Source organism: Paenibacillus taihuensis (assembly GCF_003386535.1).
Lineage (GTDB): Bacteria > Bacillota > Bacilli > Paenibacillales > Paenibacillaceae > Paenibacillus_Z > Paenibacillus_Z taihuensis.
Window position 1 is genome coordinate 22,035 of the sequence record NZ_QTTN01000004.1, and the last position, 16,738, is coordinate 38,772.

14 protein-coding genes and 3 pseudogenes are annotated in these 16,738 nt (G+C 44.0%); 3 read left to right on the forward strand and 14 right to left on the reverse strand.

The genetic code is table 11. The features are described from left to right. Positions 1–308: 308 nt before the first annotated feature. From A8990_RS04690 to A8990_RS32660, 8 genes and pseudogenes are all read right to left on the reverse strand, one after another. Positions 309–674: a YidH family protein gene (locus A8990_RS04690; protein WP_116187871.1), complete on the reverse strand. Its 366-nt coding sequence runs from the start codon at positions 672–674 to the stop codon at positions 309–311. A 100-nt stretch (positions 675–774) separates the two neighbouring features. Further along, positions 775–1,710, reverse strand: a complete 936-nt coding sequence (gene lgt / locus A8990_RS04695; protein ID WP_116187872.1) for a prolipoprotein diacylglyceryl transferase — start codon at positions 1,708–1,710, stop codon at positions 775–777. A 723-nt stretch (positions 1,711–2,433) separates the two neighbouring features. Beyond that, the gene (locus A8990_RS31230; protein ID WP_147306770.1) at positions 2,434–3,372 is read right to left on the reverse strand and encodes a hypothetical protein; all 939 of its coding nucleotides are present in this window, start codon (positions 3,370–3,372) and stop codon (positions 2,434–2,436) included. Between the two features lie 407 nt (positions 3,373–3,779). Further along, a complete protein-coding gene (locus A8990_RS04705) occupies positions 3,780–4,343 on the reverse strand; it encodes a hypothetical protein (protein ID WP_116187874.1) in 564 nt (187 codons plus the stop codon). A gap of 93 nt (positions 4,344–4,436) precedes the next feature. After that, positions 4,437–4,748, reverse strand: a complete 312-nt coding sequence (locus tag A8990_RS04710) for a hypothetical protein (protein WP_116187875.1) — start codon at positions 4,746–4,748, stop codon at positions 4,437–4,439. Between the two features lie 13 nt (positions 4,749–4,761). Beyond that, positions 4,762–6,453, reverse strand: coding sequence for a hypothetical protein (locus A8990_RS04715; protein ID WP_147306771.1), 1,692 nt, complete (start codon positions 6,451–6,453; stop codon positions 4,762–4,764). Positions 6,454–6,467: 14 nt separating this feature from the next. Further along, entirely contained in the window at positions 6,468–6,953 is a 486-nt protein-coding gene (locus A8990_RS04720) for a DUF6063 family protein (protein WP_181909394.1), read from the reverse strand. Next, a pseudogene (locus A8990_RS32660) lies at positions 6,923–7,330 on the reverse strand (IS4 family transposase); the annotation flags it as partial. The gene A8990_RS04720 and the pseudogene A8990_RS32660, both read right to left, overlap by 31 nt. Before the next feature lie 523 nt (positions 7,331–7,853). On the opposite strand from A8990_RS32660, the gene A8990_RS04730 reads away from it, so the two are divergent. The 3 genes from A8990_RS04730 to A8990_RS04740 are packed head-to-tail and all read left to right on the forward strand — an operon-like array spanning position 7,854 to position 10,540. Continuing rightward, positions 7,854–8,345: a DUF6431 domain-containing protein gene (locus A8990_RS04730; protein ID WP_281272479.1), complete on the forward strand. Its 492-nt coding sequence runs from the start codon at positions 7,854–7,856 to the stop codon at positions 8,343–8,345. Between the two features lie 49 nt (positions 8,346–8,394). After that, positions 8,395–9,747 (forward strand): DDE-type integrase/transposase/recombinase, encoded by a 1,353-nt coding sequence (locus A8990_RS04735; protein WP_116187879.1) that lies wholly within the window; start codon positions 8,395–8,397, stop codon positions 9,745–9,747. Beyond that, a complete protein-coding gene (locus A8990_RS04740; RefSeq protein WP_116187880.1) occupies positions 9,740–10,540 on the forward strand; it encodes an ExeA family protein in 801 nt (266 codons plus the stop codon). Before A8990_RS04735 ends, A8990_RS04740 begins: the two co-directional genes overlap by 8 nt. A gap of 111 nt (positions 10,541–10,651) precedes the next feature. On the opposite strand, the pseudogene A8990_RS04745 reads toward A8990_RS04740, so the two are convergent. The 6 genes and pseudogenes from A8990_RS04745 to A8990_RS04775 all read right to left on the reverse strand — a co-directional run. After that, positions 10,652–11,422 (reverse strand): annotated as a pseudogene (locus A8990_RS04745) (IS1595 family transposase); the annotation flags it as partial. Between the two features lie 318 nt (positions 11,423–11,740). Then, the gene (locus A8990_RS04750; protein ID WP_116187881.1) at positions 11,741–13,321 is read right to left on the reverse strand and encodes a GGDEF domain-containing protein; all 1,581 of its coding nucleotides are present in this window, start codon (positions 13,319–13,321) and stop codon (positions 11,741–11,743) included. Between the two features lie 107 nt (positions 13,322–13,428). Beyond that, positions 13,429–14,085: a sigma-70 family RNA polymerase sigma factor gene (locus A8990_RS04755; protein WP_116187882.1), complete on the reverse strand. Its 657-nt coding sequence runs from the start codon at positions 14,083–14,085 to the stop codon at positions 13,429–13,431. Positions 14,086–14,404: 319 nt separating this feature from the next. Continuing rightward, entirely contained in the window at positions 14,405–14,689 is a 285-nt protein-coding gene (locus tag A8990_RS04760) for an AMP-binding protein (protein ID WP_181909395.1), read from the reverse strand. Between the two features lie 752 nt (positions 14,690–15,441). Next, complete coding sequence (locus A8990_RS04770) at positions 15,442–16,203, reverse strand: methyl-accepting chemotaxis protein (RefSeq protein WP_116187885.1); 762 nt, start codon at positions 16,201–16,203, stop codon at positions 15,442–15,444. Positions 16,204–16,444: 241 nt separating this feature from the next. Continuing rightward, a pseudogene (locus tag A8990_RS04775) lies at positions 16,445–16,621 on the reverse strand (transposase); the annotation flags it as partial. Positions 16,622–16,738 lie beyond the last annotated feature (117 nt).

Below are 16,738 nucleotides of genomic sequence, written 5' to 3' on the forward strand. Positions count from 1 at the left end.
CGCGAGTATACATATACCCGTTGGGGTATGTGATTACTATATAAAACTTATGTCACTTCGTCAACCCCCATTGTTTTGTATTATGGCGTAACGATACTTCTGCTGCATCAGAAAATAAGATTAAAAAGGATAACAAGCAATATTAGTCCTAAAACCACGATTGATGCAGTTACCCAATAAGCTGTTGTTTTGTTTGACGATTTCATTGCTTCTCCTCCAGAATAGTTCGAATTGTTGCGTTCATTTGTTGCTTATATTCTCCATTCTTTCGCATGATATGCACTAACCATGCTCAATTCATAACACATTTAAAAAAGTAAAAGGAGGATGACAAGAACAATTAGAAAAATGGCTATCATAGCAAGTCCAATCGCTACGAACCAAATAATTACTGTTGGAGATACAAATTGTTCATCATTAATTCCCTCTTGCTTTCTCCTATAGTCCATGGTCGCCATGAAAATAATTGCACTCCCCATTAAAACTGCTCCGATTCCAACAGTGGCAGCAACCGTGTGACCAATATGTTCGTAAGTTGTAGTACGAAAAACCACCCCCGCCGCCAAAAAGCCCAATCCGATAATCGTAATAGCTGTTCGTATCCATGCAAGATAAGTACGCTCATTCGCTAAGTGCTGCTGTACATATTTAAAGTCGGATTTTCGTTGTTCCATCTAAAGATACAACCCTTCTTCATTTGTAGTCTTAGTATTTGCGTTTTTGGATAACAAAATAAACTCCTGCCACAAATATGGCAGGAGTAACAATTGGGTATCAACTCTTTATTGGCTGCTGAGCTTGAACTGCTGGACCAATCGAGTTTTTTGTTTCAATGGGGGAACTATAGGGTACAGATCTTCTTTGTTTACGGCGAATAATAATAAACGAAACAGCCGCAATAATAATGAATACCGCAAGCAATTGAGATATACGAATATTGCTACCTGGTTCTTTCGCTCCCCACCCGAAGAAGCTCATTGGGCTCCATACGGTTTTAAGGAATGATGCCAACCATTGAGGACCAGCAAAGACAAGGCTGTCTGTACGCACGCCTTCTACATAAAACCGACCAAGTGAATACCAAATGAAGTAACTCATAAAAAGCTCGCCTGACCGCAGAAATGATCTTCTGCGAATCCATAACAGCACCAGAAGTCCGGTAAAGCTCCATAAGGATTCATATAAAAATGTCGGATGGTAATACTGTCCGTCAATGAACATTTGATTTACGATGAAACTTGGAAGTTGCAACGTATTTCGCAAAAAGCTCTCCGTTACTGGACCTCCATGCGCTTCTTGGTTCATAAAATTCCCCCAGCGTCCGATCATCTGTCCGGTTATTAAACCCGGCGCGCAGAAATCAGCAATTCGCCAGAAGTCATATCCTTTCCGCCTCGTATAAATAACAGCTGCTACAATGGCGCCAATCAAAGCACCATAAATGGCAATGCCACCGTGCCATATTGCGATAATCTCGCCCGGATTAGTTTTATAATTATTCCATTCAAATGCGACATAATAAGCTCTTGCCCCAATTAGAGCTGAAGGAACTCCGATTAAAAGTAAGTCCATAAAGAAATCAGGAGAAATTCCGAACCTTTTTCCTTCCCGTATTGCAAGCAACAGTCCAAGTAATGCACCACAACCAAGAATAATCCCATACCAATGCACCTGGATCGGACCTAAAGAAATTGCTATTGGATTCAACATGATTACGCTCTCACATCCCTACTACCATTTTACAACCTTCTATATCATAACAAACTACCAACACGGATGGGAAACACATTATTCTCCAGCAGGTTGACAAGCCTTTATGATGTCCATCGCATCAATTCTCCTACTCTATTGAACCGCAAAATGCTCAAAGCCCATTTGCAATGAATTTTAGATCTAGAATCAAAGATGACAGCGAAGGAATCGATGCGACGTTCCATTTCTTGTTCCAATTTGAGCCGACGCCGTCACCGCCTATACCTTGAATGAATTCCTAGCGCAACAGCTGCCGATCGTCGGCAGCTGTTGCCAGCGTTAAACCCCGAATAACTTTCGAGCTTATTGCTTAATCAAGCTATGCATAGTTCCATCCGAGTAGTAGGTGAATAACTCGCCGGTGTATTTATTGACCAAATATTGATATTCATAAGTAACATTCTCATTGGATGCCATAAATTTGTAGAAACGAATGAATTGAGTACCGTTCGCTTCAATAGTCACGCCGCTCCCTGATTGTTTTTGTACAATTGCCTGAGCTGACTGTACATCCAACGCTTTTTCGCTTGCAGCAATCCAAGCTTTTCGTGGTAATGAGATCAAGTTCTTGTCAATTTCGGTAATGGGATCAAGTTCTTGTCATTTGGTTTTGACAAGAACTTGATCCCATAAATACAAAAAGCCGCGATTTTCGCGGCCATTAATGAGATAATGTTCTTGTCACCCGACAAGGTCCTTTTCGAATACTCGTTGATTTAAACCATATGACATTGCTATTTCTACTTCTTGCTTATTTTCAATTTCGTAACGATGTTTAAAGACGATTATTGGTTGACTATGCTCCATCATTTTATTAACAACAGTCCAGCTTGGCACGCGTATAGCTGCAGCATTTTCCTTTGCTATCGACAACCATTGATAAAAGTAATTCAAGCAAAATTCTGTTGTGTAACGGTTTAACACCTGACTTAGTAAACCAGGGGTATCACTAACCTTCAAGTTAATTTGAGTCGATAACCTATCTCTTAGGTCCACAAGCGTTTCTTCTATAAGCTGTGTAACGAAGTTTCTAGTTCCAGATTTGCTTGCTGGAAATTGTTGCTCTTTCTTCGATGTGATATAAAAATGCTGAGCATTAAGTATTGTCTGCCTCCAAAAAATATAAGCATAAGCGTATGGGCAAATAGGTTGAAACTCCCCTTCCTCTAGTTTACGCAATTCTTGCAGCACTCTTATGCAATTATGATGCTTACATAACAGGTTATTTCTTATATACTTGTCAATTGATTTAAAGCATTGTTTATTTTCCTCGTACAGATCTTTGGTTAGTTGTATCTCCGAAGTCAGTTCTGAAGTTTTGTGCTGATGAACTCGAGATGTGAAACTACACTTTCTGTAGAAAGTACTTATTTCTGCAGAATTAGGATTAAAGAGTAAACGGTCGTTGATTCCCCATTTCGTATCGCCCCTTTCAATCCAGTCTTTAACACATTCATCCGTAATTTGAAATGTGTATTTCCAGGTAGACCATTGAGATCCAGCAAAGTCCGCCAGTTTATTTCCACATTTACACGTAAAAGGGTTTCCCAGACTCTTATCACTAATTAAGAAAGGAATACTTTTATTACATGTTGGGCACTGTGTGATCAGTTCAGTCATATGTATGGGGCAGCGTTTAATAAGTGAAAACTAGTGTAGCCAACTGTGGTACCCAACACTCATGCATTGACTACACCATCGTAATGATTTAGGGAACCAAGTTTCTTCATCATTATTATAGTATCCAATGGGCATTAACAATTTTGTTATCGCTATCTCATTTTGCCTTACAATATCTACAAAAAGATTTTGTTTCAGTGCAACTGGATCAAATCCTCTCAACCGGAAAAGTTCCCTCCTACTGTCTCCGATCGTTGTGCCTCTTATCTTTTTCACCTCTACTGAGCCGAATAAGCGCAGACTTCTTTCCGTGTCACCAGATTAGCAAAACATACTTTTTCAAAAATCGACCAAGGAGTTTCCATTAGATTGATCCAGTTACTGTTCCAAATTATCATCGCATTCACCTATTTCGCTATAGCCATGTAAATTTCAGATTCAATATACCCGGATCGTTCGATGGCTTCTCTCCATTGCTCCATCGTAAGCCATTCACAACACCTTCCGTTGGCACCATTTAGCTTGAATGCATTTTCGACTGTGAAAGCAACGTACTCCATAGGTATCTCGAGGTTACTACCGGCAAGACCGAACTCCATTCTTACATCTAGAAACAATTGAAACAAGTTGCTGGCAAAATGGGCAAGCCTACCGCCAGTATCAAATGTTTTCGGAAAGTAGAACCGGGTATAGTACCAGCCACTATGTAACGGATATTCCGCTTCGTCATAGCTCTGTAATACGTACCCCATCTCCTCCATATTTGTTACACCACGAAACTTATATTCTGATGGCATAAATCTCCCGACAATATGTGATTTAGAGTTAGCAAGAAAGAATGATCTGCGATTAACCAGCTGGTCCTGGCCGATCGTTATTGTAATCATACGAATATTTCTTCGGATCAGCTGATTGTATATATCGATTAAACAATCATACTGCCACTCCGTAAGCTTTTGACCTTCGTCCATGATAACCACGGCTCTTCGGCCAGGAGTATGTTCCGCGCTTTCATGCAATAAGTTTACAATCTGATTCCGAAGTGTTAATTCATCCTTCTTCCCTTAAAATTTAAATTTAAAGTCAGTGAGCATGTCTCGATAAAACTTTTCAGCCGAAGGTACTTTGTAGCTTTTACTGTCTGCAATAAATACAGGAATAGGCATATTCAGCAATTCCGGTAAGTATTCAACAGCAAATGTTGTAGCTTTTGTTTTCCCTAATCTTGGTCGACCATAGACCATTAATCCTGGAGCGCCGTCTGTGATAACTTGGACAAGCTTATCCATTAGTCGATTAATTTGAAGTGTGGGCAAAATATACTGCCCTTGTTCTATTGGATGTGTGCCTACTGGAATCATTGGCCTAATTAGCATTCAGCATTTTCACCTACCAGCGAGTTATTGTTTTAAATCGACGATGAGAAGTCGGAGTATTAGTTTTCGCAATTTGAAGCTTAGCTTGTTGCTCCCTTGCTTTTTCTAATGCGCTAATACTCGCTTGTTCTGCTACAAGGGATTCGTCGAGCTCTGAGATCTTCTCCGCTTCCCTTTTCTTCATGACCTGTTTTGTTTTCGCAATATGGTTAGCTACCCTTTTTTTCTTGGTCTTTGCTTGTGTCAACAAATACTCGTGGTAAACAAAGATGGGGTCATCCCATTGCGTGAAATGTATTAATTTTTTTCTTTTTAATATGTTTATTGCTTTCCTCATTTGTAATGAATGAGGAGTTAGGCACCACTTTCCTGCAGCAACAAGTAATCCAAACTCACTTCCATCTGGCAGATACGCTCTAATCGTACGAAGATCATCCACATTAACATGTAATGACAATTTCGTGTTAAGCAGATGAGCTGAATTCGCCAAAAGATCGTTCCGATATTCAACACCCATGTACTCGATGTACGGTCTTTTGCCTGATTCATGACTTCCACGTACGGTTCTGGGCTGCTCAACTTGTGTGAATACAAACTCTGTACGCTTAGTTTCACTTAACAATCTAGGTATCATCCCCTTATTAAGTCTTTGTTCTAATGCTTCAAGTGGCGAATTGTAAAACAATGAACCGTGTGGAGTACCATTATAGTTGGCAACAACAACATCGAGAATCTCTTCAAGATGTTCAAAGGTCATCTCGTAGCGCATAGCCATTTTTTCTGGTTCCTTCCTACGGGGATCCCCTGGATGGCTGCCGGTTGTATTAACCATACGTTGCATGCTGCTCGAGGTCAGTGTTTGATGAAACCGCTCAATATGAGGACGTCGCATTGGTTTATCAACGGCACCTAGACAAGTTGCACATCCAATTAAGTTCCGAAGTCTTTCCCGAACCATTTCAGCAAGGTGTGATTTTGCGTTATCAAAATGGATAACATCCCACACTGCCCACTCAATGTCTTTAAAGCGCTCTGATGGGTAACCTCCTGTTGGTTGGTATGAAAGTCCGTGAATAGTCAGATTCATTTTCTGAACGGGTATTACTGCCTTCTTCGCGGCGATCATCACATCAGTTGCGTTATATTCTTTGTTGAGAGAGATGTGTGGTCTCCCGATAATGTTATCAGTCGCACGATCAATGAAGCTTAGGACCCAAAGTCTATCCAGTGTAAGTACAGCATCATCACCCTCCAACGTTTTGATGGTAATAACCCATATTCCATCAAACCTGTGACCATCAAATTCCACATCTTGATATGGTGTAATGGTTCGAGGATAATTTTGTTGACCTATCCCCGAGTTCTTCGCTTTTTGTTCAGCATCATGACCATATCGTGAAGACGCTTTACCAAAATGTTTATCTCTTAGATGCTCTAAGTGACGACATAAAGCTCTGTAGCCCAGATGTTCAGTGTTAAACGGGTATTCACTTCGCGGAATTCCCAACTCCTTACACTTGTCTACAAATTTTTTATGAATGTATTTTGGCCGCATAACGGGTTCGGATAGTTTCTTCCTCCCAAAGAATAAGTTTTCGATTTCATCACTTATTTCTGGATGCTTCTCCAGTAGTAAACCAAACTCTCCCGTTTTTCTAGATTCATTAAACTTTCGTGAGCGCGGATTTAATTTATAAGGCTTCAATTTTTTGTTTGGAATCAGTCCTCTATAACCCCAAGGGAAAACTCGGGATCATTCTCTAGCAGCTTATTCCAATATTCAATCACTTCTGATACACGAGTCGTTAATTCAAGATAACGAATGCCACCATATAAATCGATGTGTGATCCTCTTACGCTCTCCCCGTCTACTTCACTTAAATAGACCATGATGACCAGATGAATCATATAGAGCTCAAGCCTGGTTTCCACTCTGCCATCGTTTTTACGCTCTTTCATTTGATCTCTCATTTGCGTAAAGTTTGTTGCGAATATAGACCCTTTCGGCTTTGTCACCAGGTGTACATTCATGTTGCCCACAAGCACCTGCGTGCTTGATGTATCAGCAAACCGTTTGACGAGCTGTTGAATATTCATATCATGAAAGTACTTTTCTAAGGCTGTGTCCCCCTTCTTGACCACTTTGTGCTGCAGTAAATGCAAAAATATATGATGTGCTTCTTGAATCTGACTAATATCGTACATGTCCGATTTCGTTCAAACATCGAATCGTCGATGATGAACGCCGTTTCTCGCTTATCGGAAGTCAATTGCTCCACACGCCGAACGGTTTCGCTGCTAAGCGACAATAAGAATCGCCGCCACGAGTATCCGCTATGATTGAGAAATCGATAAATCGCATCTTTGCCTGGAAAGAACTCACTTTTGTTGCTCTCCAATAAGCGAAACCAATTTTTCTGATGAAACAAAAGCACGAAAACCAGGCGAAATAAGTAAGCGCAAGTGAAGCCGAACTTTTTCTTAAAACCCGCGCCGTTCAAGTGTTTGATGACGTTCAACTCTTTGAAGGCCGGCTTGATTTCTTTTGGCAGTTGATCAAGGGATTGCTTTTGCTCTATCATGGAGAGGCACCTCTTCTGGATGGTAGTGATTGCTGGACACTCTCACTTTACCAAACGAAGCGGTGTATTTCTATTTTAACAAGCTTGATTTCCAATATGCCTCAAGCCCAAGCTAGGTAAGCTCTTGCAATGATTTTTTAGGTGCGAAAGTTGAGTATATAAGAATACGTACGGCTCCCATTAAAATGATAGTTTTAGAAACTATCTATATGGCAATACTAGAGTTATAGTAATTGTCTAAAAGAAAGAGGTTTTCTATGTGTCTATCTATTCGGGCCAGGGTCAAACTTTAGAATTCCTGCCCAATACTGTTGCCGCTAGAAGATAACGTCCAATAGCTGGCTGGATTGCCTGTCCAGGAATTGCTGAATATAATGACCATATCATAGAAAAGGAAAAGGATGCCTCCCTTTTACGTACGTCTGCTGCAACAGGCGTACAGGATGCATCCCCCAAATCAACATGGTCATTGTATCAGAATATACGTTGGTTGAGAAGTCACCCGGCGTTTTCAGTTAGATGTGTGGAGGCGGTTCTCTCCCCTTGCTGTGGAGTAGAGATGCATGTCATCGGCAGCAGGAAGCGGAAGATCGTAGGTGGGGGCGGAGATCATCGCCTTCTGCTCATTCGCCGAATGCGGTGCAACCAGTGCCGGAAGATTCATCACGAGTTACCGGATTGCATCGTACCTTACAAGCGGTACGAATCCGAATGCTTGGAGCAAGTCGTTACGCAATCGGAGACGGCATCCACGGTAGCTGCAGACGACGCGACCCTGCGTCGTTGGAAGGACTGGTTTCAAGAACAGTCCACGTACTTGCTTGGTGCTCTTAGATCCATTGCCTTCCGCTTTCATCTGAACCCTGTGGAGAAGTTGTCCGTTCCTTCGCAGTCTACACATCAAGCGTTCGGACACTACGTTGGGGATGCCCCCGGCTGGCTGGCGCGAATTGTCCGCTCGGTCGTCAATACAAATTTGTGGGTACATACCCGTTTTGCATTCTTGTCCGGCTAGGTGCTGCGGTAGACTCATCTCGAAGTCTACCAAGTGAGGTGCAGAACAGATGAAAGATCAGAAGAAAGCGGAGTCCATCGCCTCTGAACGTGTACAGTTGTTGTCGCCACTGCTCGCAGAAGGGATCGACCCATCCAAGGCCCGAGAGATCAAACAGCGAATCTGCGAGCAGACCGGACTGTCCGAGCGAACACTACGCCGGTACCTAGCGAAGTACCGTGAGGAGGGATTCGGCGGATTAAAGCCTAAAGGCAAGGGACGCCAACCCTCTGAAGCCACCATTCCACAGGACGTACTGGAGCAGGCCATTTTACTTCGCCGCGAAGTCCCGAGCCGGAGCGTTGCGCAGCTTATTCAGATTCTTGAATGGGAAGGCCGCATACAGCCAGGCGAAATCAAGCGCAGCACCCTGCAAGAGAAGCTGGCTCAGCGCGGCTACAGCACGCGCCATATGCGCATGTACGCTGAATCCGGTGTTGCCGCCAGACGCTTCCAGCAGCGCCATCGTAATCGTCTATGGCACTCGGATCTCAAGTACGGTCCTTACCTGCCCATTGGTCCGAATGGCACCATGAAGCAAGTGTTCCTTGTGACGTTCATCGACGATGCGACGCGGTTTGTGCTGCACGGCGCGTTCTACCCGGTCATGGACAAGACCATCGTCGAGGACTGCTTCCGCCATGCCATACAGAAGTTTGGCGTGCCGGAATCGGTTTACTTCGACAATGGCAAGCCATACCGAACCAAATGGATGACGCGCGCCTGCTCGAAACTAGGTATTTGGCTGCTGTTTGCGAAGCCGTATTCGCCGGAGGCTACCGGTAAGGTCGAACGCTTCAACCGCGTAGTTGACGCATTCCTGAGTGAGGCAGCACTAGAAAAGCCAAAGACGCTTGAGCGGCTTAATGAACTGTTTCAGGTGTGGCTGTCGGAGTGCTATCAGAACAAGCCGCATTCTGCGCTCGAGAATAAGCGCAGTCCGGAAACAGTCTACCGTAGCGACAAGAAAGCCCTGCGGTTCGTAGACCCGGACGAACTAGCGAATGCCTTTCTGCACTGTGAGACGCGGAAGGTCGACAAGTCTGGTTGCATCAGCTTTATGGACCGTAAATACGAGGTTGGCCTGCCGTTCATCGGCTGTACGGTCGATGTCGTGTTCGACCCGGCGGATATCTCGGAGCTATCCATTGAGTATGAGGGGCATACGCCATGGCGAGTGCGGGAACTCGTGATCGGCGAACGTGCAGGCAAGCGGCCGCCGCTGCCTGAGCATCTAGGTCCAGTGCCCGCAGATGCATCAAGACTCCTAGCGGGAGCAGAAGAGCAGAACCGAGAGCGCAAGGCGCAGCAGGCGCCCGCCGTGGTCTACCGCAGGGTAAGCAAGGAGGATGGCCATGTTTGAGTCCTTCTACAGCCTTGGCCGTTCGCCTTTCTCGCGAGACGTGCCGACGAGTGAACTATACGAGTCGATCATTCTGGAAGAAACGCTCGGGCGACTTGAGTACGCTGCCCAGCGTCAGTGGTTCGCGGTCGTCACCGGAGACTGCGGTACAGGCAAGACGACGACCATTCGCCGTTTCACTGAGGTGCTCGACCCCGCCAAGTATAAGGTGCTCTATTTGTCGGACTCCAAGTTAACACCGCGGCATTTCTACAAAGGACTGCTCGAGCAGCTCGGCTGTGAGTCGAAATTCTATCGCGGGGACGCGAAGCGTCAGCTGCATCGTGAGATTGAACTCATGCGGGGCATTCATCGGTTACAACCGGTGGTCGTCGTGGACGAAGCGCATCTGCTGGATCGCGAAATGTTGGAGGAAGTCCGTTTCCTGCTGAATTTCAAGATGGATGCGCAGAGTCCCATGGCACTCATCCTGGTCGGGCAAAGTGAACTGTGGGATCGCCTGAATCTTCAGGCGTATGCAGCCATCCGGCAGCGAATCGACCTGCAGTGTAAGCTCCCGCATTACGATCGTGCTCAGACCGGCGATTACATTCGTCGCCACATGACGTTTGCCGGAGCGGAGCACGACATCTTCACCGACAGCGCAATTGACGACATCTTTCGGTTCTCAAGCGGCTCGGCTCGATTAATCAACAAGGTCTGCACGCATGCTCTCATCTATGGCTCACAGAACAAACATCGGATCATCGACGATCATATGATCAAGCGCGTCATCCAGGGAGAATTATCTTGATTCTCCCTTTCTTTTTACTTAGCACGGACAACTTGTCCGTCACCAGCAGGACAACTTACGCCGTCAACTGGCGGACATTATGCTTTAGCTGTAACACCAATACCTTAGCAATCAAAAGATGTATTTCGAAGCCCTATATTCGTTTCCTTTGTTTTTCTTGTTCGATGTCGTATTCTCATATTCCTTGCTGTCTAAATAGCGGAACCAAGCAAGATAAAGTTGTAGATACTTGGTGTCAACACCATTAAAGCGGTTCATCCATTTCTTCAAGCGTACATGATAACTGTTCACGTTTTGGATATAATACACGCCTTTTTACACGCTGTTTCCCAATGAGCTACTCCTTTCGTATTCGCATACGAGCTGAATGCTCTCCATGAATCGGTGCAAAGAACGTTTGAATCAGATAGAGGACCACCAATCGCCTCATCCAATTTCATTGTCCGAATACGCCCACGTCCAAGAACACCAGATTAAGTCATCTTCTGACGATCACGTGCAACCAGTACGCACACTTGGTCGTTGCTGATGCCACGATATTTGGCTTTACCGCCACGTTTACGAGGTTTGCGGTCAGCTATGTTCCGTTTACCTTTTTCAGAGAACAAGAAATAAGTCTCATCCATTTCGACGATACCCTTAAAATCTTCGGTTGAAATTTGCTTCAACGCGGCAAGGATTTTATGTCGCCAGTAGAATAAAGTCACATGCGTAACTTCTTTGTGCAATATTTCAGCACATTTACGAAGAGAAAAACCCTTAATCATACATTCAATGAATCGACCCCAAAGATGAGGTCTTCGTGCGTTGGAGAGGGGTATTCGTGAGGTCCTTAAACGTTTGATGGCAGGACTTGCAACGATAGAGTTGACGTTTGACCTCTCCAGTACGTGTTTTCGTCCAAGGCATCGGCAAGCCTTTTAAGTTCCTTCAAATCCATGGGAAAATCATCTCCGAACTACTGATGTTACCCCAAATACAGAACTAACGCTCGTAAATATCAACGACATTATTTAACATAGCCAAAAGAAAAAACTCATGTCAACAGTTGAGTTCATTGAACATGAACTCTCTTTTCACTGTTTAACATGAGGAGGTGACACCAAGAAAATATGACTGTTTAGCTTTAGAAAACATTTATTACCGTAACTGTCAGCAGTTTCGTTTGCAGCTCTCATTTAATAAATGAGATTGTTTAATTTAGGCTCCATCTTCATTCTTATACTCGCTCATACTAAACTCGAATATCGAAAAATTGTTTTTCGCTTTATACTTCTCGCAATATAAAGCAATATCGGCGCACTTAAGTAGGGAATCCGTATCTCGTCCATGATGGGGGTAGAGACTTATCCCGATACTCATGGATACGGCAAATTCATGGCCATCCAAAAGAAATGGCTCGCGAAAGGAGGATAACAATCCTTCAGCCACATTTTCTGCATCCTGTGGCGCGTCGATCGGCAGTACCAGAGTAAACTCATCCCCGCCAATTCGGGCAAGAAACCCGTTGCCGTTCAGTTGTTCGCTAAACCGATGCGAGGCATTAACCAGCAATTGGTCACCGGCCGCGTGTCCCAATGAGTCGTTAATTGTTTTAAAGTTATCTAGATCGATCATGAATAATGCAAAACAATGATCCCTTCTGTCATCAAACATAGTTTTTAAATATTCTTGAAAGTAATTACGATTAGGGATTCCTGTAAGTTCATCGTAATAGGCCATTTTTCGAATCACTTCCAGCAGATATACCGATCGGGCGTTCGCCCATCTAATAATTGCATATATTATTCCGAATGCCACAACATAAATAATCACCATCATTTCAAGAATATGATACATGGTCCGGTCGCGTTTTGAGATGTCCATGACAATTATCATCTCTCTCTTATTTGCGAGCGGGACGTAAATTTTCTTGTATTTGATCCCCTGATGTTGGAAGTAAACAGAATCTTCCTTACCCTTTCTCAAGACAGCCCTGTCCCCAGGCAACGGAAAACTTTGCTTACCGTATAGAACGGGAGAATCCTTCTTCGGCTCCACCACTTCCGATTGATCATTGTCTAAAAATGGCCTTATATTCAGCACCTCAATACCTGCAATATGAGGAGAATCTTTCAATATCTTGTCGATAATCCAATTTGGACCATATGCATCTATGAAATGTTGGACATCGTTAGCCGAAATATAGGGGTTAATGATATAATCGGTTGTGCCATCATAATAGTAGGCATAAAGAAATTGTTTGCTGTACAGAACCGATTTAATTAACGGGCCTGCCCAAAAGTACTTCTTAGAGAAGCCCTCTTCCACTTGGACAGGCCGCAATTCGAATAATTGCTGATAAGCGGTAAACCAATATCCCCAATCTTTGCTGCTTAACCCTACTTCCTTCTTGTCCGACGACTTCGCTACAACAATGTCGTCGCCTTTACGAACAAAGAGTGAAACATCGGATAATGACCATTCATCCCTAAGCGCAGCAAGTTCATTTTCGGTAATGCTTTTCAGGCTTCTGCCTTTTAATTGTACAGCAATCGCCTTGGAGACGGAATACATACGCCAATCCACGAGTCTTTCATAAGTCTCCGCTGCTTGATCCGTCGCCTCTATTGCGGATGTTATGAGATTGGTAGCTGAGTAAGTTTCATCCTCAAGCGTTTGATCATAATTGTTTCCAACCACATAAAAGATGAGCGAAAAGGCTACTAATCCGATTAACGATAGAATGATTCCCAACTTCACTACGATACGCCTGAAATAATTGGAGTCCTTTACTGCCACCGTTCATCCTCTTCTCTTTAATAAATCGGAAGTTGCAAAATTCTATCTCTATGCTTGTTTAGCCCTGAGAAAATAAAAGGGATTAATGGTAAGTGATAATTAAATGATTACAATAGAACCGCCATCTTTTTCTTGATACGAGTTCTTGCGTTATCGACTGCTCTTGGTGAAATTTCCAATTGGAGAGCGATATCTTTATATGATAGTTTTTCACTCCACAATCCCCGCAATACTCCCTTTTCAAGAGAAGTTAATCGACGGAAGAAAGCTTGAAACTGAACTCGTACCTCTTGATGCTCTATTGCCTGGAGCATGATCTCTTCAGGAGTTTTAGAATTAGATGAGGTTACATCATAATGCGACGTGTAGAAACAGGAGTTAGGATATGGTTTATCTAGGGAGTTGCATGTCGACAGAATTAGCTGCTTCTTTCGGGTTTCCCGTTTCACGGCGTTGATTATTGCACTTTTCACATGCCGCTTAGCGTAAACAATAAAAGGGACTTCTCGCTCAAAGTCGTAAAGAGTTACGGCTTTGTACAACCCGAGAGCCCCCTCTTGGATCAAATCGCACCGGGTCAAGCTAGGGGCGAAATATTGTTTCGCAATGAATTTGATATGGCAAAGGTTTATTTCTAGAATGCTGTTAAAGGCATCCTCTTTTCCTTCTTTGAAATTTTTAACCAAGGTGTGGATTCTATTCATTTCCTGATTATTGTCCTGTTGTTGCGCCTGAACGTTGTTTTTTTCAAGTAACTTGCTCATTTAATATTACCACCCGATGTATGATTTCTTTCCGAGAATTCAAAGTTGGGATGCTGAAGCATTGATAGATCGACACTTATGATGATGAGGTCAGCGAAGTATAAATGGATTCTAGTATAATAAGCGAATAGCTTCTTGTTACGACTGTTCATCGAATTCCGCTATTGCTGAGACAGATTTTAATCGAAGGTATGTACAGTGGATCAAAACGACTAGTTGTCCGGAACCCTTTGAAGAGGATGAGAAATTGAAATGGGGCAAGCGTCTACATACTGCGAGCTCATAATCCGAATCAAGTGCATAGCTTTGAAACTGCCCGTCAGAATGAAGTTAGGAGCGCAGAAGCGCCCAGATTCACAACACCTCCGTGTTGGATTAGCGCTCCTGTCGGACGTCCCGTTGAGCCGGATGTGTAGATGATGTAGGCGAGATCGTCAGATTGAACACCAAGATACCGATTCGGATTCGTAGTCCTATCGAAGTGCTCGAAGTTGGAATCGACTGCAATGACTTCCTTGACCGTTGCGATTGTTTCGCACAATCCACAAACTCTGCTCAGAAGCCTGTCTTTTGTAAGAAAGAACGCGGACCACGTATCTTCCACAATATAGCGGTTCCGCTCCTCCGGGTGCAGGATCAACGGGCTCGTTTAGTGGCGATAGGCGAGTTCCCCTTCGAAGGAGAATAGCGCAGTTTTGTCCGGGTAAAACTCGACTATTCGCTCAATCATCAACGCAGCGATACAAGCTTCGGAATCAGATAAAACCACATCAAGCAACTTGGTATAATAAGAAACATATCTGACGATCGTTGTTTCCTTAAATAGCGAAGCATCAATTCCACTTTAAATGTCCAGATACCATTTACTTCATTCAACTGGAAGTTCAGTTGCTCACTTTCCGCAGGAAATGCATCATGTGAGCTAGACCTGGTTTCAAAGCCCTTATTGGTGAAAATGTCAGCTTTCAATACTGTCCGGGCGACCGAGTTCCGAATCGATTGAATGGATGCGCCTGCTTCCAAACTGACATGAACAACAGAATCGTTTCCATGCTTTAGAACAAGATTCACCGCTATAGCCTTCTCTCCGAGTAACCTATAAATACAGCATAATAAACGGCAGCAAGCAACGATTCATAATCCTTATCTCGCCTTGCCAGACCTGAGAGAGTGAGGCTCATGTCCTCCCCCAGCGTATATTCACTCTCAGTATACAAGAGCGCGTGTTCGTGTATCGGGAAAGCCAAGAGGCAACAACAGGACGGCTCCATTTGTCATGTTCGGAATCGGTTTGTGGTGTGTTTGAATAAAAAATCTTCGCTCTCATCCGAATCTCTCCTTCAACGTTAAATTTATCTACCGTCGGACTCTGAACACGTCAACCAGCTGTTGTAATTCCCCGGACATGGCATATAGATGAGCAGTAGATTCCGAGAGCGTTTCAAGAGATGCTTTCTGTTCCTCGATTGAGCCTGCAATCTTCGAGCTGCTTATGGATGTTAGCCCGGCACTCGCCGACAATTCTTCCGAAGTGGCCGCAAGCTCCTGCGTGCCGGCGGACATTTGTTCGGTGGCACTTGATACTTCATGAATCTGGCTGGTTACAGTACGTGTCGTGTTCAAAATCTTCCCGAATATCTTCTCCATCTCGTTGGCAACATCGATTCCCATCCGAACTTCGTTCACACCTCTGTCCATGGCATGTACAGCGTCGACAATCTCACCTTGAATTTCTTTAATCAAACCTGTGATCTGAGCAGCTGACTGGCTGGACTGCTCAGCCAGCTTTCTGACTTCACTGGCCACAACAGCGAAGCCTTTACCGTGCTCTCCTACTCTTGCAGCTTCAATTGAAGCATTAAGTGCAAGTAGATTGGCTTGTTTGGAAATGCCGATGATTAAGGAGATAATACTCTCGATCTCCTGCGAACGTCTCTCTAGGAGCTTGACGATGCTGTTGGTTTGAGTGACAAATTGCGAAATATTGTCCATTTGAAAGGTGACCTTCTCCACTACATCGTTGCCTTGAATCGACATACGCTCCATAGCAGCAGCTTCCTGGGCCACCTTCGAGGAGTTCTCGGCGATATTGTTGATAACAACAGCCATTTCCGACATGGCCCTTGCGCCGCCGTTCGTGGCTTGCTCCTGAGTCACTATATTTTCAGTTATTTTCGTTGATGCTGGACGTAATCCGATCCGCTTGTGCGTTATTTTGTTCGGAGACCTGATTCAGGTTTTTCGCTGACATCGTCAGTACCTGAGATGCTTCTTGTACTTTTCTCATCGTATCGTTCATGCGATTCACCATGAGATTGAATTTCGCGGCTATGCGTCCCAGATCGTCACTTCCAGTCTTCAGGGCACGAAGAATCCCTTCTCGGGAGTGACCCTCGGCGCCTCGGGGTGAGCCACTTCTTAACTCTTTGGCATAGGGACGTAAATCCAATGCACTGAAAAAGAGGGGCAAACGCTCTTTAGATTCAATTTTTTGCAGTTCCTCAAAGGAAAACAGACATTCTTGGAGAATATACATAGTGACTTCCCTCCCTTGGGGTTTTCTGGTTTGGTCACTTGAAAACTTCTCCAAGTTGGGGTGAAGTCCTTTTTTATGCCTAAAAACGCCTTGCAAATCAAGGGTTTAGATTACTGC